General features: G+C 70.0%; 23 protein-coding genes. 7 read left to right on the top strand and 16 right to left on the bottom strand.

From position 1 onward, the window contains the following. Positions 1 to 5: 5 nt before the first annotated feature. From mtnB to AW272_RS30770, 8 genes are all read right to left on the bottom strand, one after another. Complete coding sequence (mtnB, locus tag AW272_RS30805; protein ID WP_066372745.1) at positions 6 to 617, bottom strand: methylthioribulose 1-phosphate dehydratase; 612 nt, start codon at positions 615 to 617, stop codon at positions 6 to 8. Then, positions 617 to 1,273, bottom strand: a complete 657-nt coding sequence (gene mtnC / locus AW272_RS30800; RefSeq protein WP_066372742.1) for an acireductone synthase — start codon at positions 1,271 to 1,273, stop codon at positions 617 to 619. Before mtnC ends, mtnB begins: the two co-directional genes overlap by 1 nt. After that, entirely contained in the window at positions 1,270 to 2,220 is a 951-nt protein-coding gene (locus AW272_RS30795; RefSeq protein WP_066372739.1) for a nucleoside hydrolase, read from the bottom strand. Before AW272_RS30795 ends, mtnC begins: the two co-directional genes overlap by 4 nt. After that, positions 2,217 to 3,206 carry a s-methyl-5-thioribose-1-phosphate isomerase gene (locus AW272_RS30790; protein WP_066372737.1) on the bottom strand — a complete coding sequence of 330 codons (990 nt, stop codon included), beginning with the start codon at positions 3,204 to 3,206 and terminating at the stop codon, positions 2,217 to 2,219. The genes AW272_RS30795 and AW272_RS30790 overlap by 4 nt, the downstream gene beginning before the upstream one ends. Further along, a complete protein-coding gene (locus AW272_RS30785; protein WP_157518902.1) occupies positions 3,193 to 4,080 on the bottom strand; it encodes an ABC transporter permease in 888 nt (295 codons plus the stop codon). Before AW272_RS30785 ends, AW272_RS30790 begins: the two co-directional genes overlap by 14 nt. After that, entirely contained in the window at positions 4,077 to 5,114 is a 1,038-nt protein-coding gene (locus tag AW272_RS30780; RefSeq protein WP_066372731.1) for an ABC transporter permease, read from the bottom strand. The genes AW272_RS30785 and AW272_RS30780 overlap by 4 nt, the downstream gene beginning before the upstream one ends. 79 nt (positions 5,115 to 5,193) lie before the next feature. Further along, positions 5,194 to 6,681 (bottom strand): ABC transporter ATP-binding protein, encoded by a 1,488-nt coding sequence (locus AW272_RS30775; protein ID WP_066372729.1) that lies wholly within the window; start codon positions 6,679 to 6,681, stop codon positions 5,194 to 5,196. Then, positions 6,681 to 7,709, bottom strand: coding sequence for a BMP family ABC transporter substrate-binding protein (locus AW272_RS30770; RefSeq protein WP_066372726.1), 1,029 nt, complete (start codon positions 7,707 to 7,709; stop codon positions 6,681 to 6,683). The genes AW272_RS30775 and AW272_RS30770 overlap by 1 nt, the downstream gene beginning before the upstream one ends. Positions 7,710 to 7,834: 125 nt before the next feature. Between AW272_RS30770 and AW272_RS30765 the strand changes: the two genes are divergently transcribed. Then, positions 7,835 to 8,626: an SDR family NAD(P)-dependent oxidoreductase gene (locus tag AW272_RS30765; RefSeq protein WP_066372724.1), complete on the top strand. Its 792-nt coding sequence runs from the start codon at positions 7,835 to 7,837 to the stop codon at positions 8,624 to 8,626. Between the two features lie 4 nt (positions 8,627 to 8,630). Here AW272_RS30765 and AW272_RS30760 read toward each other — a convergent pair whose 3' ends face one another. Then, positions 8,631 to 10,091, bottom strand: a complete 1,461-nt coding sequence (locus AW272_RS30760) for a serine/threonine-protein kinase (RefSeq protein WP_066372722.1) — start codon at positions 10,089 to 10,091, stop codon at positions 8,631 to 8,633. 57 nt (positions 10,092 to 10,148) lie between these two features. After that, positions 10,149 to 10,814 carry a TetR/AcrR family transcriptional regulator C-terminal domain-containing protein gene (locus AW272_RS30755; RefSeq protein ID WP_066372720.1) on the bottom strand — a complete coding sequence of 222 codons (666 nt, stop codon included), beginning with the start codon at positions 10,812 to 10,814 and terminating at the stop codon, positions 10,149 to 10,151. A gap of 83 nt (positions 10,815 to 10,897) precedes the next feature. Here AW272_RS30755 and AW272_RS30750 point away from each other — a divergent pair, with 83 nt between their 5' ends. After that, positions 10,898 to 11,857: an NAD(P)-dependent alcohol dehydrogenase gene (locus tag AW272_RS30750; RefSeq protein WP_066372718.1), complete on the top strand. Its 960-nt coding sequence runs from the start codon at positions 10,898 to 10,900 to the stop codon at positions 11,855 to 11,857. An 81-nt stretch (positions 11,858 to 11,938) separates the two neighbouring features. Beyond that, positions 11,939 to 12,469, top strand: coding sequence for a hypothetical protein (locus AW272_RS42645; protein WP_157518900.1), 531 nt, complete (start codon positions 11,939 to 11,941; stop codon positions 12,467 to 12,469). Positions 12,470 to 12,715: 246 nt separating this feature from the next. Here AW272_RS42645 and AW272_RS30740 read toward each other — a convergent pair whose 3' ends face one another. Together AW272_RS30740 and AW272_RS30735 are read right to left on the bottom strand one after the other, a co-directional pair. Further along, complete coding sequence (locus AW272_RS30740) at positions 12,716 to 13,831, bottom strand: RNA polymerase sigma factor (protein ID WP_066372715.1); 1,116 nt, start codon at positions 13,829 to 13,831, stop codon at positions 12,716 to 12,718. After that, positions 13,828 to 14,190, bottom strand: a complete 363-nt coding sequence (locus tag AW272_RS30735) for a YciI family protein (RefSeq protein WP_066372713.1) — start codon at positions 14,188 to 14,190, stop codon at positions 13,828 to 13,830. The genes AW272_RS30740 and AW272_RS30735 overlap by 4 nt, the downstream gene beginning before the upstream one ends. A 63-nt stretch (positions 14,191 to 14,253) precedes the next feature. Here AW272_RS30735 and AW272_RS30730 point away from each other — a divergent pair, with 63 nt between their 5' ends. Together AW272_RS30730 and AW272_RS30725 are read left to right on the top strand one after the other, a co-directional pair. Beyond that, complete coding sequence (locus AW272_RS30730) at positions 14,254 to 15,006, top strand: alpha/beta fold hydrolase (RefSeq protein WP_066372712.1); 753 nt, start codon at positions 14,254 to 14,256, stop codon at positions 15,004 to 15,006. A 94-nt stretch (positions 15,007 to 15,100) separates the two neighbouring features. Beyond that, a complete protein-coding gene (locus AW272_RS30725; RefSeq protein ID WP_066372711.1) occupies positions 15,101 to 16,093 on the top strand; it encodes an ADP-ribosylglycohydrolase family protein in 993 nt (330 codons plus the stop codon). Between the two features lie 4 nt (positions 16,094 to 16,097). Here the strand turns inward: AW272_RS30725 and AW272_RS30720 are convergent, their stop codons facing one another. Both AW272_RS30720 and AW272_RS30715 read right to left on the bottom strand, forming a co-directional pair. Further along, positions 16,098 to 16,844: a DUF4328 domain-containing protein gene (locus tag AW272_RS30720; RefSeq protein ID WP_066372705.1), complete on the bottom strand. Its 747-nt coding sequence runs from the start codon at positions 16,842 to 16,844 to the stop codon at positions 16,098 to 16,100. Positions 16,845 to 16,978: 134 nt separating this feature from the next. Continuing rightward, a complete protein-coding gene (locus AW272_RS30715; RefSeq protein ID WP_066372703.1) occupies positions 16,979 to 19,957 on the bottom strand; it encodes a DEAD/DEAH box helicase in 2,979 nt (992 codons plus the stop codon). Between the two features lie 61 nt (positions 19,958 to 20,018). On the opposite strand from AW272_RS30715, the gene AW272_RS30710 reads away from it, so the two are divergent. Beyond that, a complete protein-coding gene (locus AW272_RS30710) occupies positions 20,019 to 22,103 on the top strand; it encodes a DEAD/DEAH box helicase (protein WP_066372701.1) in 2,085 nt (694 codons plus the stop codon). A gap of 39 nt (positions 22,104 to 22,142) precedes the next feature. Beyond that, on the top strand, positions 22,143 to 23,285 hold the full coding sequence (locus AW272_RS30705; protein WP_066372699.1) for an MFS transporter: 1,143 nt from the start codon (positions 22,143 to 22,145) through the stop codon (positions 23,283 to 23,285). Here the strand turns inward: AW272_RS30705 and AW272_RS30700 are convergent. Together AW272_RS30700 and AW272_RS30695 are read right to left on the bottom strand one after the other, a co-directional pair. Further along, positions 23,246 to 24,100 carry a carbohydrate ABC transporter permease gene (locus tag AW272_RS30700; protein ID WP_066372697.1) on the bottom strand — a complete coding sequence of 285 codons (855 nt, stop codon included), beginning with the start codon at positions 24,098 to 24,100 and terminating at the stop codon, positions 23,246 to 23,248. The two genes, AW272_RS30705 and AW272_RS30700, sit on opposite strands and share 40 nt — an antisense overlap. Beyond that, entirely contained in the window at positions 24,100 to 25,125 is a 1,026-nt protein-coding gene (locus AW272_RS30695; RefSeq protein ID WP_066372694.1) for a carbohydrate ABC transporter permease, read from the bottom strand. The genes AW272_RS30700 and AW272_RS30695 overlap by 1 nt, the downstream gene beginning before the upstream one ends. Positions 25,126 to 25,171: the final 46 nt, after the last annotated feature.

The raw sequence follows: 25,171 nt of genomic DNA, 5'->3' as shown, positions 1-25,171 counted from the left end.
TTCGGTCAGCGGATGGCGATGCGGTACGCCAGCAGCCACTCCACGCACTCGGTGATGTGCCGGGCCCGGTGCAGGGTGGGGGCCCAGGTGTAGAGGCCGTGGTTGGCGACGATCACGGCGGGGGTGCGGGGGTCGTACACGGCCTCGAAGCGGTCGCCCAGTTCGGTCATGTCCTGGCTGTTCTCGATGACGGGGATGACCACCTCGTCGTCGTGGGCCAGGCGGCCGATGCCCTTGAGGGTCTCGACGTCCTTCAGGACCACCCCCTTGGGCCAGTGGTGGCCCGCGAGCACCGCGTTCAGCGCGTGGACGTGCACGATCGCGTCGGCTCCCGACACCGCCGCCACGCGGGCGTGCAGACCGGCCTCGGCCGACGGGGTCAGCGGTTCGATGCCGGTGACCTCGACCGGTTCACCCTGCCCGCCGACCACGGCGATGTCGGAGGCGACGAGTTCGCCCTTGTCCAGGCCGCTGGCGGTGACCGCGAGCCGCAGCGGGTCGCGGGAGACCACCTCGGACAGGTTGCCCGAGGTGCCGCGCATCCAGCCCATGCCGGTGAACCTGGCCGCCTCGACGGCGAGCCGGGCGCCGGCGTCCAGCACGTGTTCCCGGTTCATCAGATCTCCTCGAAGCTCGTGGCCACGCGGTGCGCGCCGAAGTCGGCCCGCTCGCTGGGCTCGCCCGGCCGGCGGATGCCGATCGCCTGCCAGCCGGCCGCCGCCGCGGCGTCCAGTTCGGCCGGTACGTCTGACAGGAACAGTAGGTCGTCGGTGCCCAGCGCGGCGGCGATGCGCTCGTAGGACGCGCTCTCCCGTTTGGGGCCCGCGTTGACGGTGTCGAAGTGGTGCTCGATCAGCGTCGACAGGTCGCCGTCGGGGGTGTGCCGGAACCACGGCCGCTGGCTGGAGACCGCGCCGGAGGAGAAGACGGCCAGGTGACGGCCCTGGGCGTGCCATTCGCGCAGCCGGGGCGCGACATCGGGGAAGAAGTGCGCGGTGAGCTCGCCGTCGGCGAAGCCCGCCGCCCAGATCTGTCCCTGCAGGGTCTTCAGCGGGGTCGCCTTGACGTCGCCGTCCATCCACGCGTGCAGGATCGCGACGGTCTCGTCGGTGATTTCACCGCCGGTCTCCCGTACGGCCTGAGCGACCTCCGGGTCGTCGCGGTGGGCGTCGATCCACGGGCCGAGGCGCGGGCGGGCGTAGGAGTAGAGGCCGACGTGCACCGACTCGGTCGAGCTCGTCGTCCCTTCGATGTCCAGCACGATCCAGCTCATCGGGTGAGCACCTCCACGAAGTCGGCGACGAAGCGGGCCGCGTCCACCTCGGTGATCACCTTGGTCGGCGGGGCGGGCTCGTAGGGGAAGGCGGGTGGCAGGCCGTCGTGGGTGCGCATCAGCCTGGCTCTGGACATGAAACCATCGGTCCTCACGTTGACCGGGCCGTCGACTGAAGCGGTGGCGAACGTGGGGTCGAGCAGGATCGCGGCGGCGAGGGGGTCGTGCAGCGGGATGATCCGGCGGCCCCACTCGTTCTGGTAGAAGTCCATGTACGAGTCGAGGATCTCGGTGGCGAACCTCGCGATCGGGGTGTTCGTCGCGCGCAGGGCGCCGATGGCGACCTCGTCCAGGATCGTGGTCGCGGTGACGTTCACGCCGACCATGACCAGTTCGTTCCGCGGGGCCGAGAAGACCAGGCTCGCCGCCACCGGGTCGTTGTTGATGTTCGCGTCGACCATCAGCAGGGTGCCGGGCGGGGCGTAGGGGCCCGAACCGCCCATCAGCACGACCGAGCGGTAGCGGGTGAACAGGTCGGGGTCCAGGCGCAGCGCCAGGCCCAGGTTGGTCAGCGGGCCGAGGGCCAGCAGGTCGAGCTCGCCCGGCTGCTCCCGGCCCAGGCGGACCAGGAGTTCGGCGGCGCTCTCCTCACCCGTTTCCGGCAGAGGGCGGTCGTAGCCGACGTCGCCGAGGCCGTCCTTGCCGTGGACCGCACCGGCGATGCGGGGCTCGCCGACGAGCGGTTCGTTCGCGCCCCTGGATATCGGGACATCGAGGCCGACCAGGCGGTTCACGTAGGCGATGTTGCGGGCCGAGTCGGACTCGACGCAGTTGCCGTAGACCGAGGTGATCGCGACGATCTCCGCGTCGGGACGGCCGGCCAGGTAGAGCAGGGTGTGGGCGTCGTCGATGCCCGTGTCGGTGTCGACGACGATGCGCCTGGTCATAGTGCCTCTTTCACATTTTCCGGGCGGAAGGCGCCCTTTTCGGTGACGATCCGGGTGACCAGGTCAGGTGGGGTCGTGTCGAAGGCCGGGTAGTGGCCGGTGACGCCGTCGGCGGCGGTGCGGTGGCCGAGGACGTGCAGCACCTCGTCGGGGTCGCGGTACTCGATGACCACGTCATTCGGGGTGGGGGCCTGGGGGTCGGGCCGCTGGACGAGGGCGTAGAAGGGCCGGCCGAACCTGCTGGCGGCCAGGGCGACGCCGAGCGTGCCGACCTTGTTGATCACGTGTCCGTCGAGGGTGACCCGGTCGGCGGCGACGAGGGCGACGTCGGCGACGCCGTTCGCGAGCGCGGCGGCGACCATGCCGTCGGTGATCAGTGTCGGCTGGTAGCCCATCTCGACCAGGGTCGCGGCGGTCAGGCGTGCTCCCTGGAGGTAGGGGCGGGTTTCCGTACAGACGAATTCGAGGTATTTGCCCTGTTCCTCGGCGGCCTGCACGGTGGCGATCAGGTAGTAGTCGGCCCAGCAGTGGGTGAGCACCGTCGCGCCGTCGGGGAGCAGGTCGGCGGCGTGCCTGCCCAGGGCGGCGGACCGTTTCCGGTACGCGGCGTCGTGGGTGGCGGCGGCCTTCTGGACCTCGTCGGCCAGGTCTCCGTCTCCGAGGTCGCCGAGGATCGCGTGGACGGCGTCGCGGATGTGGTTGTTGGTGGGACGGGTCGCGATGAGCCTGTCGCCCGCTTTCCGTAGTTCCTCTACGGCCACGCCACGGGGGCGGTGCCGGACGGAACGGGCGGCCAGCACCATCGCGGCCGTGGTCGCGAACAGCGGGCCCGAGCTCTGGGTGACCATGTCCTTGATCGCCTGGGCGACCTCGTCGCTGGTCGTGCAGCGGACCCAGGTCCGCTCGAACGGGTAGACCCGCCGGTCGAGGATCTCCACGGCGTCGCCGGTCCACCGGACCGAATGCGCCAGCTCAGGCGTGCTCATGCGACCTCCTTCTCCACACCGCGGCGAGGACCAGCGCGACCAGGGTGATCACGTAGGGTGCGGCGTCGGCCGCCTGCTGCGGCAGCCCCGCGCCCTGAAGGCGGAAGCCGAACGCCTCGGCGACGCCGAACAGCAGGCAGGCCAGCAGCAGCCGGTAGGGCAGCACGCTGCTCAGCATCACCGCGACCACCGCGATCCAGCCGCGTCCGGCGCTCATGCCCTCGCTGAACAGCGTCACGTTGCCCAGGGAGAGCTGCGCTCCCGCCAGCCCGCACAGCGCGCCCGCCGCCAGCGTCACGCCGTGGCGGTAGGCGGCGACCGGCAGGCCGACCGCCTCGGCGGCCTCCAGATGCTGGCCCGCGCCGCGCAGCCGCAGGCCCGAGCGGGTCCGGGTCAGCCACCAGGCCATCGCCACGACCAGCAGCAACGCCAGCGGCACCAGCGGAGACTGCGGTCCCAGCACGGGTATGTCGAGGCCCAGTTCGGCCAGGGTGGGCAGACCGGCCAGGTCGGGGGAGCTGTAGGTGCCGCCGCTGCCGAAGATCTGCCGCATCAGGAACGCCGTCAGTCCGAGCGCCAGCAGGTTGAGGCCGACCGCGACCACGATGGGGTCGGCTTTCAGGCGTACCGAGGCCCCGGAGAGCAGTCCGGAGAACAGGACGGTCGCGATGATCGCGCCCGCCACGCCCGCCCACGCGCTGCCGGTCGCGTCGCTGACCACGACGGCGGTGAACGCGCCCCAGAGCAGCTGACCCTCCAGCGCGATGTTGAACACGCCCGCGACCTGGCAGAGCAGCCCGCCGAGCGCGGCCAGCAGCACCGGCGCGGTGGCGGTGAGCACACCGGACAGGAACGACCATTCGAAGATGTTCATCCGCGCACCCCCCGCCTGGCCCGGACGGTGGCCAGCACGGCGACGATCACGATGATCAGCCCTTGGACGATCTGGGTGAGCTGGCTCGGCACCCCGGCCTCCCGCTCCATGCCCAGGCCGCCGACCTGGAGCACTGTCAGCAGGGCCACCGCGACCGGGATCGCGAGGGGCCGGGCGCTCGCCAGCAGGACCGCCGCCACGGCGGTGAAGGTGTAGCCCGGCGCGGTGAGCGCGCCGTCGACGAACCGGTAGGGCGGGCCGAGCACGATCAGCGCCCCCGCGAGCCCGGCGAACGCCCCGCCGCCGGCCAGCGCCAGCGCCGCGACGCGGTCGACCTTGACGCCGCCGTAGCGGGCGAACTCCCGGTTCTGGCCGGTGGCGCGAATCTCGTACCCGGTGACGGTCCGGCCGTCGATGTGGAGCCAGAGGCCGGTGAGCACCACGATCAGCGGCAGGCCGATCGTGACGTAGCCGCTTCCGCCCATGAAGGGGAGATGCGAGGCGTCCGGCAGGGTCGGGGTCTGGGCGATGCCGGTGTTGGGCTCGGCCAGCGGGAAGCGGACCAGGTAGGAGGCCAGGGAGACGGCCGGGGCGCTGATCAGCAGGGTGCTGACGATGGCGGGGATCCTGAGCCGCGTGCTGAACGGCGCCGCGATCGCGGCGACCAGCCCGCCCGCGAGCGCGCCCGCCACCAGCGGCAGCACGACGGCGACGACCGGCGGCAGCGGCACGAGCAGGGCCAGAGCGGCGGCGGTGACCCCGCCGATGGCGAGCTGGCCGTCGCCGCCGAGGTTGAACTCGCCCGCGCGCAGCGGCAGGGCGAACGCCAGGGCCATGCCGAGCGTGGGGACGAAGGCGGCGATGGTGTATTCGAGGTTGCCGTCGAAGATCGCGCCCCTGACCAGGGCGGGGTAGGCGAGGGTGGGATCGACGCCTACGACAAGCATGACGAGGGTGGTCAGCGCGAGCGCGCCGACGACGGCCACTACCGGCGCGGAGGCGACGACCCGGCGGGCGAGAGCGGGTGCGGTCATGTGCTTGCTCCGGTCTCCGGGGCCACGACCGCGTTTCGGGATTTCACAAGAGCCCGACGGGTGCTTGTTCTGGCTGTGGTCATTCGGTCGCTCCCGTCATGGCGCGGCCGATGTCTGTCTCGTGGGCGTCGCCCTGGAACTCGGCGACGACGCGGCCCTCGTACAGGACCAGGATGCGGTCGGCGAGTTCGCGTAGCTCGGACAGCTCGCTCGACTGGAGGAGGATGGCGGCGCCCTCGTCGCGGGCGGCCAGGAGCAGGGCGTGGACGCGTTCCCGCACTCCCACGTCCACGCCCTGGGTCGGTTCCTCGGCCACCACCACGTGAGAGGGCCGCGTGAGTTCGCGGGCCAGCACCGCCTTCTGGGCGTTGCCGCCGGACAGGGCGCTGATGGGGATGTCGACCGAGGCGGCGCTGATGGAGAAGCGTTCCACCAGGTCTTTGGCGCGCTTTTTCACCGCCGCTCTCGGCAGGGACCAGCGGGAGCCCAGTTCGCGCTGGGCACCCATCAGGATGTTCTCGGCCACTGACATGCCCGGTGCGGTGGCGCGGCCGTGGCGGTCTTCCGGGACGTAGGCCACTCTCGGGTCGCGGCCGGACAGGACGGGGGTGCCCGCCAGGAACACTCCTGGCACCGCGCCGCGCAGGCCCGTCACCGAGTCGATGAGTTCCCGCTGGCCGCTGCCCGCGACGCCCGCGAGCCCGACGATCTCGCCGGGGTGGACGGACAGTGAGACCTCCGACAGCCGGGCCACGCCGTCGGCGTCGTGGATCGTCAGGTCGCGGACCTCCAGGACCGGGTTCTCCTGCGGGGGCTGCGCGCGCTTGGGTGCGGGTGGGGTGAGGGAGCGGCCGATCATGGCGTTGACGAGCTCGTTCGCGTTGGTCTCCCGCGTGGTGAAGCGGCCGGTGACCCGGCCTTGGCGGAGGACCGTCACGCGGTCGCCGACGGCCATGACCTCGGAGAGTTTGTGGGTGACCAGGAGGATCGATACGCCGGTCGCCGCCACGGTGCGCAGGACCTCGAAGAGGCGGTCGGTCTCGCCGGGGGTCAGGACGGCGGTCGGTTCGTCGAGGATGAGGATCTCGGCGTCGCGGTAGAGGGCGCGCAGGATCTCCACCCGCTGGCGCACGCCGACCGGCAGGCCGCGGACCAGGGCCGACGGGTCGGCGCGCAGGCCGTACTTCTCCGAGAGGGCGGCCACCGCCCGGTGGGCGGCGGCGCGGTCGAGGTGGCCTCTGCGGACGGGTTCGGCGCCGATGACGATGTTCTCGGCGACGGTCAGGTCGGGGAAGAGGCGGAAGCGCTGGTGGACCATGCCGAGGCCGTGGCGGATGGCGTCGGCGGGGGAGCGGAGGGTGATCCGCTGCCCGTCGCGGCGGATCTCTCCGGCGTCGGGGCGGTGCAGGCCGTACAGGATCGACATGAGGGTGGACTTGCCGGCCCCGTTCTCGCCGACCACGGCGTGCACCTCGCCCCTGGCGACTGCCAGGTCGATGCCGTCGTTGGCGAGTACGGGGCCGAACCGTTTGCTCACGCCGATCAACTCGGCGGCGAGATCGGTCATCAGCCGGCGAGCGGGTCCGCGACGGTGATCTTTCCGGCGACGATGTCGTCGCGGGTCTGCTTGACCTTGGCGACCACGTCGGGGCTGGCGGCCACCGTGCAGCCGGAGGAGGCCAGGTCGTCGCCCAGGGCGTTGACGCCCACGCCGCCCTCGGCCAGGCCGTAGACCTTCACGCCGCCGGCCTTGCCGTTGAAGATCTCCTTGATGGCGGCGTTCTCGGCGACATCCACATTCTTGAGGACGTTGTCGATGACGTTGCCGGGGCTCAGCGCGCACTGGTTGACGTCGACGCCGAAGGCCTTGCCGCCGGAGGCCGCGACCGCCTCGAAGACGCCCGGGTTGCCGCCGGAGGCCGCCGCCGCGATCACGTCGACGCCGCGTCCGGTGAGGGTCTGGGCCTGCGACTTGGCCCGCGCAGGGTCGCTGAACGGGTTGCTGCCGCCGACGTAGAGCGGAGTGCCTGCGCTCTCCGGCTTGACCGACTTCGCGCCTTCGAAGAACGGCTCGATCCAGCGGTGGATGAACGGGGTGTCCAGCGCGGCGACCACGCCGATCTGGCCGCTCGTGCTGAGCAGGCCCGCCTCGACGCCGGCCAGATAGGCGGCCTCGTGCTCCTTGAAGGAGACGCAGGAGAGGTTCGGGGCCTGGTCCTTGGCGCACGAGTCGACCTGGAGGAACTGCTGGCCGGGGTTGGCCTTGGGGACGGTGTTGAACACGTCGTCGAAGGAGAAGCTGATGCCCACGACCACGGTCGGCTTGGCGCGGACGGCCGCGTCGACGTTCTGCGCGATGGAGGTGGGGTCCTTGCTCTCGTACAGCTTGAAGGAGGCGCCGAGCTCCTTGGCGGCGGCCTCGGCACCCTTCACGCCGAGCTGCAGGAAGCTGTTGGTGCCGACCGGGTTGGGGGTGATCAGGATGATCGACTTGGCCGGAGGGGCCTCGGCGGCGGTGCCGCCGGTCTCGCCCCCGCCGCATGCGGCGAGGCTGAGGAGGAGGGCTACGGCGGCGATCGTGGGGGTTTTTCTCATGGGGTCCCGGTTCCGAGCTGCGGAGATGGTGCACGGAGAGCTTATCTACACTATTCCTACCGGAACAAGCGGGTATGTTGGGATGCCTGCCGCCTTCTGGAGACATCCATCGAGAAGAGGAGCGCATGAGCGTAGAGGTCGTGGCCGTGACAGGTGCGGCGGGCGGGATCGGCCGGGCCGTCGTCGAGTTGTTCGCCGGGCGGGGCGTGAAAGTGGTCGCCGTCGACGTCGACAAAAGAGGCCTCGACGAGATCGCGACCGACCACGTCGCGACCGTGACCGGGGACGTCTCCACCGAGGAGACCAATGAGGCGTTCGCCGAACTGGCTCTCAACCGATTTGGCCGGCTCGACGCGGTGGTGCTCAACGCGGGCATCGGCGGCGCCGGGTCGCTGGAGTCGCCCGGCGCGATCGAGCGGTTCGACCGCATCTGGGCGGTCAACGTGCGAGGTGTGGCGCTCGGCGTGAAGGCTGCGTTGCCCGCGCTCCGGGCCTCCGGGGGCGGCTCCGTCGTGGTCACCTCGTCGATCTCGGGGCTGGGCGGCGACCCGGGGACCTGGGCGTACAACGCGACCAAGGCGGCCGTGGTCAACCTGGTGCGCGGGCTCGCCCTCGACTACGCGGCCGAGGGCGTGCGGGTCAACGCGATCGCCCCCGGTGGCGTGTCGGTCGGGCTCAACGCCGGTGCCGCCGCCCACCCCGTGCTCGGCCCGGCGATCCTGGAGCGCATCCCGCAGCACCGGTGGTCGGAGGCGCGCGAGCAGGCCGAGGCGATCTGGTTCCTGGCCTCGCCTGCCGCGTCCTACATCACCGGCGTCACCCTTCCGGTCGACGGAGGGCTGTCCGCCAACAACGGCATCCTTTCGCCGCCCGCTATCCCGGAGAACCGGGCGAGGCACAGCGACATCCCGCTCTAGACCGTCAGCCGGCCTTGCGCAGGGACGCCACCACCAGCCTGGCGAACCTGTCGATGGTGGCGAATCCGGCCTTGGGCCCCGAGTAGTAGAGCGTGGCCTGCACGTTGGCGGTACGGATGGTGATCTTGGTCTGGTTGTAGGCGCCCGCGTCCCTGGTCCAGCCGATGCCCGCGTCGCCGACCGGCCCGCCGATGCGGAGCTTGGTGGCGGGCTCCCGTTTGGGTTCGTCCTCCTCGGTGGCGCGGGTCATGTCGTACATGAGCCGGGCCGTGGTCTCGGAGTCGAGCTGCACCTTCTGGATCTGCAGGTACTCCCCGGCGGGGGTCATCCACTGACAGGCGTCGTGGGTCATGAACTGCTGCTCGGCCGCGGCCCCGAGCAGGTTCCGGATCTGTGCCGGGGTGACCAGCTCACACGCCTCGGGGTTGCCGATCAGCACCGCCTTCGGTTCCTCGGTGACCTTCGCCGTCACGACCGCTTTCGTCGGTGACGGTGACGGCTTCCCCTCGGCCCGGTCGGGCCCGCCGAGCCACAGCGCGGCGCCGCTCCCGGCCACGAGCACCACGGCCAGACCGGCGCCGGCGAACATCGGCGCCTTGCTCTTCTTCTGCGAGTGCTTCACGGACGGAATCGTCGGCGGCGCGGTCACTCCGCCGCCTCCGCCGGCGACGGACCGCAGCAGTTCCGCGGCGTGGCCGGCCGGGATGCGGCGGCCCGGATCCTTGTCCAGCATCGCCATGAGCACCGGGGTCAGCGGCCCGGCCAGCCGCATGGGCTGCGGATCGTGCATGAGCACCGCCGCCATGACCGCCGCCGGATTGTCCCGCTGGAACGGCGGCGTCCCCTCGACCGCCGTGTAGAGCGTCGCGGCCAGCGACCACAGGTCGGACGGCGGCCCGTCGGGCTCACCGCGCAGCCGCTCGGGCGCGATGAACCCCGGCGACCCGGACACCGCCCCCGTCTGCGTCAGGTTGACGTCACCCGCGACGCTGGCGATGCCGAAGTCGGTCAGCAGCACCTGCCCCTGGTCGGTGATCATCACGTTCCCGGGCTTCACGTCGCGGTGCAGAATGCCCGTCGAGTGAGCGGCGGTGAGAGCGTCGAGGACGGTCATCCCGATCGCGGCCACCCGCTGAGGAGTCAGCGGGCCCTCGTGCCGCACGAGCGCCTGCAGCGACTGCCCCCGGACCAGCTCCATGATGATCCACGGCCGCCCGTCCTCCAGCACCACGTCGTGAACGGTCACGATCGACGGATGCGAGCGCAGCCTGGCGGCGGCCCGGGCCTCCCGGAGCGTGCGCTCCCGCATCTCGGCGAGGCGATGTTCGTCGAGGTCACGGGGCAGCAGCACCTCTTTGACCGCGACCTCCTGGCGCAGGAGCTCGTCGACGGCGTGCCAGACGGCGCCCATGCCGCCCTGGCCGATCCGGGAGAGCAGGCGGTAACGGCCGGCGAGCAGCGTCACGGCGTGCTCCTTCGTGCTGGGGGCGGCACAAACCGTACTGCATCTCACCCGCTGTGTTCATCTCGGCTGTGGACCACTTCGGGCGCTCTGATGGATGCGCTCGAAGCCGTCCAGGAGCAGGTCCAGCGCGAACTCGAACTCGAACTGGTCGTCGCAGCCCGACCCGACGATCGACTTCTCGTCGTGGGCCACCTGCAGCGCCAACTCCGCCAGCCACGGGAACGTGTCCTTCATCGCGTGCGCCGCCGCCTCCTGCGTCTCCGGGTCGGCCGCCATGTCGTCGAAGAGTTCCTGGCTGAACCCCAGGATCCGGCTGCCCAGCGAGTGGATGGCGTGGTGGGCGAGGTTCACGCTGAACCCGCCTCTCCGGAACAGGCCGATGATCGAGTTCATGTACGTCATCACGGCCGGCGTGGGGTTCCGGCGCGACTCGATGGCGCTGGACGCCCAGGGATGCCGCAGCAGTTGCTCGCGCGCCGTCAGGATGCGGGCCCTGACGGCCGGTTTCCAGTCGCCCTCGACCGGGCCCAGATCGATCTCGCCGACAACCGTGTCGATGATGCCGTCGAGGAGTTCGTCCTTGTTCGCGACGTGCTTGTAGAGGGCCATCGGCACCACGCCGAGTTCGGTCGCGAGTCTGCGCATGCTCAGCCCGTCGAGCCCGGCCTCGTCGGCCAGGGCCACGGCGGCCTCCAGAACGCGTTCGCGGCTGAGTCTTGCCAATCCTTCGTCGCCTCCTTGACGAGTGTACGCCGTACACCTATGGTCCAAGGTGTACGGCGTACACCTAGCAGAGGGGAACCCCCGTGAAGGCGATTGTGCAGGACCGCTACGGCTCACCCGACATCCTGGAGTGCAGAGACGTCCCCACTCCCGTCCCCGGCCCGGGGGAGGTGCTGGTCAAGGTCATGGCCGCCTCGCTCAACGCGCGCGACTGGCACGCGCTGCGCGGCGACCCCTACCTGTCGCGCCTGACCTTCGGGTTACGGCGGCCCAAGGCGCCGATCCTGGGCACCGACTTCGCCGGCGTCGTCGTCTCGGGGGAGGGCTTCGAGCCGGGCGACGAGGTCTACGGCGAGCACGACGGCGCGTTCGCCGAATACGTCGCCGCCCCCGCGAAGGTCGTCGGGCCCAAGCCCGCGAACCTCACCTTCGAGCAGGCCGCCGCGATGCCGCTGGCCGCCAACACCGCGCTGCAGGGGTTGAAGGACCTCGACAAGGGGCGGTCGGTGCTGATCAACGGGGCGTCCGGCGGCGTCGGCACGTTCGCCGTGCAGCTCGCCAAGGCGCGCGGCGCGCGGGTGACCGCCGTGTGCAGCACGCGGAACGCCGAGATGGTCGCCGGGCTCGGCGCCGACCGGGTCGTCGACTACCGGAAGCAGGACTTCGCCACGACGGGCGAGCGGCACGACCTGGTGTTCGACCTGGTCGGCAACCGGTCTCTCGGCGACCTGCGCAAGGTCCTCGCGCCGGGCGGGACGCTGCTGATCTCCGGCGGCGGGGTGTACGAAGGCGGCAGCCTCTTCGGGCCGATAGGACTCGTCCTCCGCAGCCAGCTGGTCAGGCCACTGATCAAAGACAAGATCCAGCTGCTGGGCGCCAAGCCGAGCCGCGCCAACTTCACAGCGCTGCGCGAGCTGGCCGAGGGCGGGGACGTGACGTCCGTCATCGACCGGACGTACCCGCTTGAGGAGGCCGCCGACGCCATGCGCTATCTGGAGGGCGAGCACGCCCGCGCGAAGGTCGTCCTCACCGTGAATCCGTAGGCGCGAATTTCATGGCACCTTGACCGGAATCGGGGACGTGCCCACCCGGTGCCGGAGGGGAGCCATGAAGATCATGAACCTATGTCTTCGATGCGTAGGTTGTTCCTGGTTGGGGCGCTCGCCGCCGCTTCCGCGCTCAGTCCCGTGCCCGTCTCCGCCGCCGCAGCGCCGGGCACCATCGCCTGTACGGGCGGTGAGGTCACGCTCCTGTTCAACCCCGCCATGAGCATGACGAGCACCACCCACTGGATGCAGCTCACCGGCCCGGTCGGCCACTGCGCGTCACCCGAGTACCCGTCGATCAGCGCGGGCGTGCTGCGCGCCCACGGCGGATTCACCGGCGCGTGCCCCGGGCCGATGGCGCCGGCGGATCTGGCGATGTCCATCCACTGGAACGACGGCTCGGTCAGCGAGGTCGGCGGCGCCCGCTTCCACGGCGACCTGACCGGATGGGTGCTGCTGCCCGGCACGATCACCTCGGGCCCGTTCACCGGCGACCGGATCGCCGCCGTCGCCCTGAGCGGGGGACTCCCGACCCCGCCGACGCTGCCCTGCGTCATCGGCGGCCTCAACCAGCTGCACACCAAGCTCCAGGCCTTCGCCATCGCCTGACAGGGACTGACAGGCCGGGCCCCGCACGGAGGCCCGGCACGCCCACACCGAAGGGCCGTGCGCCGACCTGATCGACGGATGGCCGCCGCCGCTGGTGGAGCTGTGCGTGGCGGCGGGCGTGCCCCAGGCCCAGGCGGCGGCTTTCACCCGGTTGAGCCTGGCCGCGACGCGTGGGCTGCTGTCCGACCTGACCCTCTCGGGAGTAGACGAGGGCATTGGCCCCGTCGGCGTCGATGTTCCCCCAGGTCACCGCAGGCCGGCCGTTTCCGTCAAGCGCCGCCGCAGGAACCGGCGCTGTGGCTCCTGATTCGTGAGCTCCAGCGCCCGTGTGTAGGCGGCTCCCGCCTCCTCGACGAGCCCGAGTCGGCGCAGCAGATCCGCGCGGGCGGCGTGCGCGAGCGCGTGCCCCTCCAGCCGATCCATCAGCGGTTCGATCAGGTCGAGCCCCGCGCGCGGCCCGTCGCGCATGGCGACTGCGACGGCCCGGTTGAGCGCCGCGACCGGATCGGGCGGCAGCAGGTCGTGGAGGGCCACGACCTTGGCCCAGTCGACCGGGTCGCCGGTGTGGGCCGCCGCGATGGCCGCCTGGACGCTGTACGTGCTGACCCGCGCCCGGTGCAGCAACGCCGCACCTTCGGCGATGAGGTCGAGGTCCCATCGGGACCTGTCCTGGTCGGCCAGCAGCACCAGGTCGCCCTCAGGTGACAGCCGGGCGCCGCGACGGGCGTGCTGGAACAGCAGCAGCGCGAGCAGCCCTTCGGCCCCCGGGAGCCGCCGGGCCAGCCGGATCGCCTCTTCGGCCAGGTCGTCGCGGAACTCCGTGTACCCCTGGGTGAAGATCAGATAGACGACCGAGAACGCCGTCTCCAGCCGGTCGGCGGGGTCGTCGGGAAGGTCGTACGGGATCCTGTCCTTCTTGATCTTCGCCTTGGCCCGCACGATGCGCTGCGCCACGACCGGCGCGGTCGTGAGGAACGCGGCGGCGATCTCCTCCGTCGTGAGCCCGCAGACCTCCCGCAGCGTCATCGCGACCTGCGCGTCCGGCGGCAGCGCCGGATGGCAGCACATCAGGATGAGCCGCAGTTCGTCGTCCGGCCGCTCCTCGGCGGTCAGCCGCGCCAGTTCCGGCAGGAGTTCCCGCAGTCGCGCGCCGCGCCGGATCCGGTCGATCGCTTTGAACCGCCCGGCCGAGATCAGCCACGCCCGCGGATTGTCCGGCACCCCGTCGGCGGGCCACTGTTCGGCCGCGGCGGCGAACGCGTCCTGGACGGCCTCCTCGGCCAGGTCGACGTCGCCCAGCAGCCGGACCAGCGTCGCCAGCACCCGCCCCGACTCGGCCCGGTAGAGCTCGCCGAGCGTCACGGCCGCACGTCGTTGAGGTCGACCACCGGCCGCACCTCGACACTGCCGAACCGCGCCCCCGGGATCCCGGCCGCGATCCCGACGGCCTCGTCCAGATCAGCGGCCTCGATGAGCAGGAACCCGCCGAGCTGCTCGTTCGTCTCCGCGAACGGCCCGGTCGTGGCGGAGACCCGCCCCCCGCGCACCCTGACGGTCACCGCCGACTCGACGTGCGCGAGCGCCTCACCCTGGACGAGACGGCCCTGCTCACCCAGCGCCGCGTCATTGGCCAGCGCCTCGTCGATGAGGGTGTTGAGCTCGGCCTGGGTCATCGAGATGAGCGCCGACTCGGCGGCGTACACGAGACAGACGAATTTCATCGGTAACCCCTGTCGATATGGGCCGGCCCCGTTCGACCACGTGACGAGAGAAAGGATTCTGACATGGTCATCGCACCTGACGGAGTGGAGATCTCCGTCGCACGCACCGGCACCGGCACCGGCACCGGCACCGCCCTCGTCGTCGTCGACGCGGCCGGCAACCACAGCGGCTTCCGCCCGCTCTCCGCCCCCGTCGACCTCCTGGCCGAGCACTTCTCCGTTTTCGTGTACGACCGTCGCGGCCGCGGCCACAGCGGCGACGCGGAGCCGTACACGGTCGAGAAGGAGATCGGCGACCTGGCCGCCGTGATCGACGCGGCCGGCGGCTCGGCGTACCTGTACGGAATGTCGTCCGGCTGCCTGCTCGCCGTCCACGCGGCGGCGGCCGGACTCCCGGTGCCCAAGATCGCCCTCTTCGAGCCCCCGCTGTCCTTCACCCCGGACCCCGCCTTCACCGCGGCCGTCCGGGATGTGCTCGCGTCCCGAGGGAAGCGGGCGACGGTGGAGTTCTTCAACCGCGCCATCGGCGTGCCCGACGACCTCATCGCCGCGATGCCTCCCGAGGCGTGGTCGGTGGGGCACACGCTCGTCTACGACTGCCTGCTCCTGGAGACGGCCTCACCGGAACTGCTCGGGGCGGTGCGGGTGCCGGCGCTCGTGCTCGACAGCACGGGCAGCGCGGGCCCGCTGACCGACATGGCGAAACTGGCGGCAGACCACCTCCCGGCGGCGACCCGGCGAACCCTGCCGGGGGAGTGGCACGGCGTGGCGGGGGAGGCACTGGCCCCGGTGTTGCGGACGTACTTTCTGGAGTGAACCCAAATCCTGTTTTCGGATGTCCCCGCCACACGGCAGCCGGAGTCCGCGCCCGGCCTGGAAAGAATGGCCGTCCCCTACTGATGGAGGCCCCATGAACCTCGGCCGTGTCCGCGGCTGCCTGATCGGCGGCGCCATCGGTGACGCGCTCGGCGCCCCCGTCGAGTTCGACTCCCTGCACCGGATCCGGGCGGACCACGGCCCCGCCGGTATCACCGACCTCACCGACGGCCTCGTCACCGACGACACCCAGATGACCCTCTTCACCGTCGAGGGCCTGATCCGGGGCAACGTCAGAGGCCGCGAGCGGGGCATCAGCCATGTCCCGTCGGTGGTCCGTCACGCCTACCTGCGCTGGCTCGACACCCAGGACCACCCGGCGCCCCCGCCCCCGGGCGACGCCTTCCACCGCACCGGCCGGCTCCGCGAGCAGACCTGGCTCTACGCCCGCCGCGCCCCCGGCAACGCGTGCCTCTCGGGCCTGCGCGGCAACGTCAACCCCGACTCCAAGGGCTGCGGTACGGTCATGCGCTCAGCCCCCTTCGGACTCGGCCCGTGGCCGGCCGACCAGGCCTACGCGTGGGCGGCCGAATGCTCCCGGTTCACCCACGGCCACCCGACCGCGACCGCTTCGGCCGGGGCGCTGGCCGCGATCGTCCACCACCTGACGAACGACGCCACGCTGGAGCAGGCGGTGGCCGCCACCCTCCCCCTGATCGACGATTCCGCCACGACGAAGGCGCTCCAGGGCGCCGTCGACCTCGCCCGCTCAGGCCCCCCGTCGGCGGCGAAGGTCGAGTCGCTGGGAGAGGCGTGGGTGGCCGAGGAGGCGCTGGCCATCGGCGTCTACTGCGCCCTCGCCGAGACCACTTTCGCCGACGCGCTGATCCTGGCCGTCAACCACTCGGGCGACAGTGACTCGACCGGCTCGATCTGCGGCAACCTGCTCGGCGCCGCCGGATGGGAGATCCCGGCCCGATGGGCGGACCGGGTGGAGGGCAGGGACACGATCGCCGAACTCGCCGACGACTTCGTCATGGAGATGACCCGGGGCGGCGCCTCCTGGGACCGCTACCCCGGCAACTGACGACCTAGTAGGGGTTCTGCTGCGGCGGCACCTGCTGCTGATACTGCTGCTGGTACTGCGGCTGTCCCTGGGGGTACCCGGGCGGGAACTGGCCCTGCGGCGGATACTGCGGCGCGGCGGCCCGCGGGATGGCCTGCAGCGACGTGATCTTGTTGAGGACCATGATCGCGAGGATGCCCGAGACCAGCGTCAGCGGGAAGAAGATCATCTCGATGAGCGCCGCGCTCTGCAGGTCCGCGAGCTCCGTGCTGCCGAACACGAACCGGGCGACCAGGTTCGAGCCGAACACCGACAGCACCCACGTGATCCACCAGGTCATCGCCAGCCCGCCGGGCTTACGCTGCTGCGGGTCGGAGGCGGTCCAGATGTCGTCCACGATCTGCTTGGGGAACCAGAACGAGATGATCGGGACGATCCATCCGAGGACCAGCCAGACCCGCCCGAGACGCTGCTTCACATGCGGAGACAGGGCCTCGGCGTTGGCACGCACGCGGAACAGCCAGACCCAGTAGAAGATCCCGGCCAGCAGCAGGGTGCCAGCCTGGAGGATGCCGGTGAACGCGTACAGGCTGTCGCTGTCCCCGACCTCGGCGAGGTCGACGCTCAGCGGATCGGCGGCGACGCGGCCGATGAACTCGTACCGGTCGAGGCTCACGAAGACGGCGGCGGCCTCGATGAGCAGGTTGAACGCGATCGCGAGCGTGGCCAGTATGGCGACGGCTCGCGCGGGCCGGACGGGAACGGGATGCATCAGGAATCCTTGGATAAGGGAGAGAAAGAGCGCATAACGCTAACTTTTTCGGTGCCCTATACAGGAAATCCGTGCGGGTATTGGCGGCTTAGTGGTTCATTCGTCCAGGGGATCTCGGACGCGAATGGGCCACTTCACCCGGCGGTGACTTTCGCGAAGTGGAAGACGTCCGGCGGCAGCGGACGCCGCAGCTCCCAGCGGAACTTGACGGGACGTTCGCCCTCGTCGGACAGGTAGGCCATCGGCCCGGCGTAGAGATAGGGCGGCGCGCCCTGCTTGGTCTCCCGGATGAACAAATGCACCGCCGTTTCCCCCGAACGGTAACGTCCGGCGGTCGGGGTGTTCCGTCGGAGCCCTGATTGTGACTCCCACTGGAACAGCGTGTCCGTGATGGCACGATCGGCGTACATCGTGGACGGCGAATAATGCGTTTCGGATTTGTCGATGGTGACAAAGAAGACATCGGCCCCCGCGTCCTTCACGAAGGCCACCCCTTCCCGCATGTGTTCCGGCTTGGCCACCCCGAAAGCGGCAAGAGCCTCGTTCTTCGTGTACGTCGCATGCACATGCAGCGGAACCGTCGCATCGGCGACGTGGGTGACCCGATGCCGCCGATCGGCCAGCAGCGCGGTCAGTTCGAGGAGCTCATCGGCCCGGTCGGGATGCTCCCGGAGGTCGGCCAAGCCGGTCGTCTCCAGCATCGCGAGCAACCGTTGTTCCCTGACGCTCCGGGCCGTGCCACCCCGTACCGCCCGCGCGATGAAATCGAGCCGCTCGGCGTCGTCGATGTGCAGGACACGCCCCAGAGCGCTCCCGATCCGCCTGTCCGAAGGGCCGGCCGGGAGACCGCGCCCGGCCGCCCGCAGCAGGTCCGACCAGCCGAGACGGCTGCCGCGATAGAGGTCGTCCAGCTCGATTCCGGTCACCGCCAGGAACCCGGCCAGAGTGGTGTCCTCCGGCAACTGGCGCAGCTCGGAGACGATCGCCGGCCAGCGCATGCTGACGGTCGCCCGCAGGTTGGCCAGCACCAGCCGGGAGACCTCCCGGTCCAGGTCGATGTGGCACCCGGCGGGCAGGGTCGGGAACCCCGCCTCGACCTCGGTGACCACCTCGGTCCGCCGCACCCCGCTCAGCGCCCGGAACCGCCGGTCGAAACGGAACTCGCGGTGCTGGTTGCCGATGAAGTCGAGCACGGTCAGGCACGCCTTGCCCTCGGCCAGCCGCAGCCCACGCCCGAGTTGCTGGAGGAACACCGTCGCGCTGTCGGTCGGCCGCAGGAACAGCACCGTGTCGATCGCCGGGATGTCCACGCCCTCGTTGAACAGGTCGACCGTGAACGCGACGTTGACGGTCCTGTCGGCCAGCGCCCTGATCGCCGCGGCCCGGTCCTGGGTGCGCGACGTGATGGCCACCGCCGGGATCCCGGCCTGGGTGAACCGGGCGGCCATGAACTCGGCGTGCGCGATGCTGACGCAGAAGCCGAGCGCCCGCATCCGGCGCGGGTCACCGACCTTGTCGTGAACGGCCTGCAGCACCAGCCGCACCCGGGCGTCGTTCCCGGTGTAGACGTTGCTGAGTTCGGCCAGGTCATAGCCCTGCCCCCGGCGCCACGGCACGTCTGCGAGGTCGACCCCGTCGTGCAGGCCGAAGTATTGGAACGGCGCCAGCAGTTGCCGTTCAATGGCCTCCCACAGCCGCAGTTCTGAGGCGATCCGCCCGTCGAACCAGTGCAGCACGTCCTGTCCGTCGGAACGTTCCGGCGTCGCGGTCAGGCCGAGCAGCACCCGGGGAGTGAGGCGGTCGAGCAGCCGCGTGTACGTCGCGGCGGCCGAGTGGTGGAACTCGTCGACGATCACCATGTCGGCGTCGAAGGGTTCGAGCCGCGACAGCGACTGGATCGAGGCGAACACGTGCCGCCACTCGGTCGGCCGCTGCCCGTCGACCAGCAGTTCGCCGAACGACCCGTCCCGCATGACCTGCCGGAACACCTCCCGGCTCTGTCCGAGGATCTCCTTCGTGTGGGCCACGAACAGCAGCGAGTCGACCGTGCCCTCGGCCCTCAGCCGCCGGTAGTCGAGCGCCGACACGATCGTCTTCCCGGTCCCGGTCGCCATCACCACGAGGTTGCGCCACCGGTCGTGCACTGTGCGCTCGGCCGCCAGATCGGCCAGCACCTCGCTCTGGTAGCCGTAGGGCCCGACATCGATCGTGGTGAGGATCTCGCTCTTGTCGGAGAACCGCTCCTGGCTCAGTGCCCGATCGAGCAGGTCTCCGTGGATCGCCGGGTCATAGGGCTCGAACGAGGCGTCCGACCAATACTCCTCGAAGGTCGCCGCGAACGTGTCGAGCAGGTGGGCCTGCTCCATCGCCGACAGCCGGACATTCCACTCCAACCCATCGATCAGCGCCGACTTCGACAGGTTCGACGAGCCGACATACGCCGTCGAATAGCTCGACGCCCGGCGGAACAGCCACGCCTTGGCGTGCAGACGGGTGGTTCTGGTCTCGTACGAGATCTTGACGCTCGCCCCGAGCTCCACCAGCCGGTCGAGGGCCCGTCGTTCGGTCGCCCCTCGATAGGTCGTGGTGATGACCCGTAAATCACCACCCCGGCGGACGAACTCGGTCAGCTCGCGCTCCAGAATCCGCACCCCCGGCCAGCGGATGAAGGCGCACAAAAGGTCGATCCGGTCGGCGGAGGCGATCTCCTTGCGCAGTTCGCTGCCCACGTTGGGCTGACCGTGCCCGTTGACCAGCAGCGCGCTCGCCCCGAGCGGAGTGCTGGGCCGGGCGGGGAACACCGCTTTCCCATCGGGTGTACGTGTCCGTGTCACCGCCAGCAGCAGATCGTTGACCGCCTGGTCATCGGGCTCCCCGACGAGCTTGGCCAGCTCGTTGGCGATCGCGAGCTGCTCCACGAGCCGTTCCTCATCAGTGCCCCGGACGGCCCGCAGCCGGCGCCGCACCAGCGAGGCAAGATGGGCGGTCAGCACGTCGGCCGACTCGGCCGGGTCGAGTTGTCGCGACTGCGCCAAATCGCCGTGAAGTGTCAGCCGGTGCTGCCATCCTGCCGTGATGAGTTGCTCGTAGATGCCGGGTGCGAGTTCCGTCATGGCCGGCACCGTATCCAACCGAGCCGGCCTGTTATGCCGCTTTCCGGGCAGAGGAGAGATCATGGGTGTTCGCGAGGCCGACGACCTCTGCCGGGTCGCAGATCGTCTGACGGCTACCGCCCGCACCCTTCTCGCCGACCACGCCGCCGTCCAGGGCCAGGCCCTCCAGGCCCTCGACACCCTGCGTAAGAACACCGTCCGCGACGATCTCGCACAGATGCCCATCAGCCGCCTCAAAGACGTCACCGACGGACGTCTCCGCACAGGTGCGCTCGAACGCTCCGGTATCACCACTGTCCTTCAGGTTCACGACATGTCGGCCTACCGGCTGCAGGAACTCCCCGGGGTCGGGCCGCAGACGGCCAGGCAGATCAAGGCCGCCGCCGACCAGATCGAAGAAGCGGCCAGGCAGCTGGCCAGTGTGAAGATCGAGCGCGGCGACTGGATGTCGGAGGCGCTGGTCATCGCGCTGAAGCGGCTCCTCGACGCCGGAACGGAACTCCCGTTCCATCTCCGTGCCGCCCATGACATCGACGCGACGTTCACCCCGCTCCTGAAGGCCGCCCAGCCCGCCAGGTCTCGCTGGCGGCTCGTCACCGCGAGCAGGAGGCGGCGGCAGGAGGCCCGCGATGCGGTCGAGAGCATCGACGCCCTGCTCGACGACGCGTCCCAGGTCGGCAACGAGTTTCCGCAGGTCATCACAGATTTGCTGCGGCCGCCGTCCAGTGGCGACGAGGCGTGGGCCGACTTCGAATACCGGTCGTCCGATTACTACTCCCTGCTCGCCGACCTCGCGGGGGAGCGGGTCACCGAGGGCGTCCTCCCGGACGACGTGCTGGCCAGGGTCAACGCCCAGCCGCTCGACGACGCCTTCCGGCGTGTCTCGCTGCGGGGCTACCAGTCGTTCGGCGCCAGGTTCGCCCTGGCCCAGAAGCGCGTCATCATCGGCGACGAGATGGGGCTCGGCAAGTCGATCGAGGCCATCGCGGCGCTCGCTCATCTCGCGGCCGAGGGGGCGACCCACTTCCTGGTCGTCTGTCCGGCCAGCGTGGTCGTCAACTGGGTGCGGGAGATCGAGACGCGCAGCGTCCTGAAGGCGCAGAAGATCCACGGCAACCGAAGAGAGGCCGCGCTCGACGAGTGGGAGAAGGAGGGCGGGGTCGCCGTCGCCACGCTCGACGGGCTCCACCGGCTGACCCCGACGTCCAAGGTCGCGATGCTGGTCGTCGACGAGGCCCACTTCGTCAAGAATCCCGCCACCAAGCGCGCGAAGGCCGTCGCCGCCTGGTGCGGCGCCGTCGACCGGGTGCTGTTCCTGACCGGCACCCCGATGGAGAACCGGGTCGAGGAGTTCCGGGTCCTCGTCGGGCACCTCGATCCCGGGTTGGAGATCAGCCAGGCCGGGCCGCAGGCGTTCCGGAAATCGGTCGCCTCCGCTTATCTGCGGAGGAACCAGGAGGACGTCCTGCACGAACTTCCTGATCGCGTCGAGGCCGACGAATGGGTCGAGTTCTCCGGCGACGACCTCGACGCCTACCGTCAGGCGGTCGCCGACCGGCACTTCCCGAAGATGCGCCGCGCCGCGTTCGCCCATCCGGCCACGTCGGCCAAGCTCAAGCGGCTCACCGAACTCGTCGAGGACGCCGAGGCCAACGGGCTGAAGGTCATCGTGTTCTCCTATTTCAAGGACGTCCTGAAAGCCGTCGGCGAGACCGTGGCGAACGCCTACAAACTGTCCGGCGACATCGACCCCGACCGTCGTCAGGAGATCGTCGACGCCTTCTCCGCCGAGAAGGGTCACGCGGTCATGCTGAGTCAGATCGTCGCCGGTGGGGTCGGGCTCAACCTCCAGGCCGCCTCGGTCGTGATCATCTGCGAGCCGCAGCTCAAGCCGAGCACCGAGACCCAGGCCATCGCGCGCGCCCACCGCATGGGGCAGACCAGGAAGGTGCAGGTCCACCGGCTGCTCGCGGTCGACTCGGTCGACCAGCGGCTGCTGGAGATCCTCGCCACGAAGACCCAGAGGTTCGACGACTACGCCCGGCGCAGCGATCTGGCCGAGTCGAGCCCGGCCGCCGTCGACATCTCCGAACAGTCGCTCGCGCACCAGATCATCGAAGAGGAACAGCGCCGCCTTCTGGGTTAATGTTCATGAGCGCTCTCCCGACAGATGGAGTCTTTTGGGATGCGTTCCTCGATTTTTCTCTCCTACGCGGCGTTCGTGCTCGTCGGGATCGGCGCCGCCGCCGGCGGAGTGCTGTTACCCGCGCAGATCGCCGACTACGGCGTCGACAAGGCCCTGATCGGGCTGATCTTCTTCACCTCGTCGGCGGGGTTCCTGCTCGCCGGTCTCACCAACGGCGCGCTCATCGAGAGGCTCGGGCTGCGGCTGTCACTCGTCGCGGGCAGCAGCGCGTTCGTGCTCGCCGCCGTCATCACCGCCGCACGGCCGCCGTTCTGGGCGCTCATCGCCGTGCAGGGGCTCGCCGGGTATGGCTCGGGGGTGCTCGAATCGGTGCTGAACGTGCACCTGGCGGCGCTGCCGAACGCGGCCACCCTGCTCAACCGGCTGCACGCCTTCTTCGGCGTCGGCGCGCTGGCCGGTCCGGTCATCGCGGCCTGGACGCTGAACTACGCCTCGTGGACCGCCGTCTGGTGGGGCCTGGCCGCCGCGACCGCCCTCATGGCCGTCGCCTTCATGTGGACGTTCCCGAAGAAGGTCGTACAGGAGAAGGAAGAGAAGCAGAAGCTGACGAACGCACTGCGGAATCGGTACGTGCTGCTCGCGGCGGCCTTCCTCACCGTCTACCTGGGCGTAGAGATCGGGGTGGGCAACTGGGCCTACTCCTACCTGCGTGAGGTCAACCTGGAGAGCCACCTCGTCGCCGGTTACGCGGTGAGCGGCTACTGGGCGGGGCTCACGGCAGGCCGGTTCGTCATCAATCCCCTAGCCGGAAGATTCCGGATGACACCAGCACGAACCTCTCTCTGGTGCTGCGTCGGCGTCGCGGGAACCACGGTCCTGATCTGGCTCGGCGTCGTTCCCATCGCCGGGTTCGTGCTGCTCGGGTTCTTCCTCGGCCCGCTGTTCCCCACGACGATGGCGATCCTGCCCGACCTGCTCCCGGCCCGGCTGGTGCCGACCGCGATCGGGGTGCTGAACGGCGGCTCGGTGATCGGCGGCTCGGCGCTGCCGTGGCTGGCCGGGGCGCTGGGCCAGGGGGCGGGCATGTGGGCGCTGATGCCGTTCGCCCTCACGCTGGCCCTGGCCCAGCTCGCGATCTGGTTCTACTTGTCGGCCCCCTCGTTGGCCCCGCGCACGAAGTAACGCTGGAACACCACGAACAGGACCGCCACCGGGATCGTCGCCAAAACGGCAGCGCCCAGTTTGAGCGGATACTGGTTCCCCGACCCCAGCGACCCGCTCACCAGCACCGCCAACCCTCGCGGCAGCGTGTACAGGTCAGGCGACTGCACCGCCACCAGGCTGTGCGGGAGTTCGTTCCACGAACTCTGGAACGAGATGATCGTCAGGGTGATCAGCGCGGGCCGTCCCATGGGGAGGACGACCGACCAGAAGGTCCGCCACGTCCCCGCGCCGTCGATCTTCGCCGCCTCCTCCACGCTGCGGGGGATCGACTCGAAGAACTGTTTCATGATGAAGACGCCGCCCGCGTCGGCGATGATCGGCAGGATCAGGGCCGTGTACGAGTCGTACATCCCGAACTGCTTGAGCACCAGGAACTTCGGGATGAACAGCACGACGCCCGGCACCGCCAAGATGGCGATCACCGCGCCGAACAGCGCCTTGCGGCCCTTGAAGCGGAGCCGGGCCAGGGCGTAGCCGGCCATCGAGTCGAGCAGCACCCGGCCGAGCGTGATCGCGATGGTCACGATCAGCGAGTTGCCCAGCCACAGCGGCATGTCGGTGCTCAGGAACACCTTGTGGTACGCGTCGGTGACGAACGGGTCGGCGATCGGGTTCAGCGGGCTGGCGGCCGCGTTCGCCTCGGTCTTGAACGACGCCGAGAGCTGGATGACGAACGGGTAGATGAAGACCAGCGCGAAGAAGATGAGGATGAAGTAGCCGACGAAGGTCGACGCCACGGTTCGCGCCCCGTGGTTCGCTCGGACCGTGGCCATCAGGCGTTCCTTTCCCTGAGCAACCACCGCTGCACGATCGTGAACAGCACGATGATCGCGAACAGCACGAACGAGATGGCCGTTCCTGTGCCGTACTCGAAGCTGTCGAACGCCTGGGTGTACGACAGGTACGCCGGGGTCAGCGTCGTCTTGCCGGGGGCGCCCTGGCTCATCACGTAGACCTGGTCGAAGACCTGCCAGGTCGAGATGATGCCCATGGTCAGCACCAGGAACAGGGTCGGCTTCAGCATCGGCAGCGTGACGAAGCGCAGTCGCTTCCAGCGGCCCGCGCCGTCGAGCATCGAGGCCTCTTCGAGCGTGACCGGGACGTCTTGGAGGGCGGCCAGGAACATCAGCATGAACGTTCCCGACGTCGTCCAGATGACCAGAAGCATGATCGTCGACATCGCGACCGACGGACCTGCCAGCCACTCCCACCAGCTCAGCCCGAACGGGCCGCCACTGGTCAGGAACGCCGGCGGGCTGTCGGCGTTCACCAGGCCGACGGCGTCGAGCGCGAGGTGCAGGAGGCCGCGGGCGTCGGCGAACCACTGCGGGCCCTGGATGCCGAAGAACGCCAGCAGGTTGTTGACCGCGCCGGAGCTGGCGAAGATGAACAGGAACACCACGCTGATCGCGACCGAGCTGGTCACTGACGGGAAGAAGAACGCGGCGCGGAAGAAGGTCTTGCCCTTCAGCATCCGCGAGTTCACCACCAGCGCCAGGCCCAGCGCGAGGATGGTCTGGATCGGCACGACGAGACCGACGTAATACAGGTTGTTGCGCACGCTCGTCATGAAGTCCTGGCGCGTCAGGCCGTCTTCGGCGAACAACTTCGTGTAGTTGTCCATCCCGACGAACGGGACGCTCGACTTGAACGGGCTGCCCTGGCCGTTCCAGTCGGTCACGCTGACCCACATCGCCATCAAAATCGGCAGCAGCATGAACAGACCCAGGATCAGGATCACCGGGGCGACGAACAACCAGCCCGCGATGTTCTCCCTGGCTTTCGCCGAGAGCCGCATGGGCGGTACCTCCTCTGACGCGGGAAGCCCGCGCCCGGCACCATCC

This window comes from Herbidospora mongoliensis, assembly GCF_001570545.1.
Lineage (GTDB): Bacteria > Actinomycetota > Actinomycetes > Streptosporangiales > Streptosporangiaceae > Herbidospora > Herbidospora mongoliensis.
The sequence above is the reverse complement of the archived record's forward strand: the minus strand, read 5'-3'. Positions and strand labels throughout refer to the sequence as shown.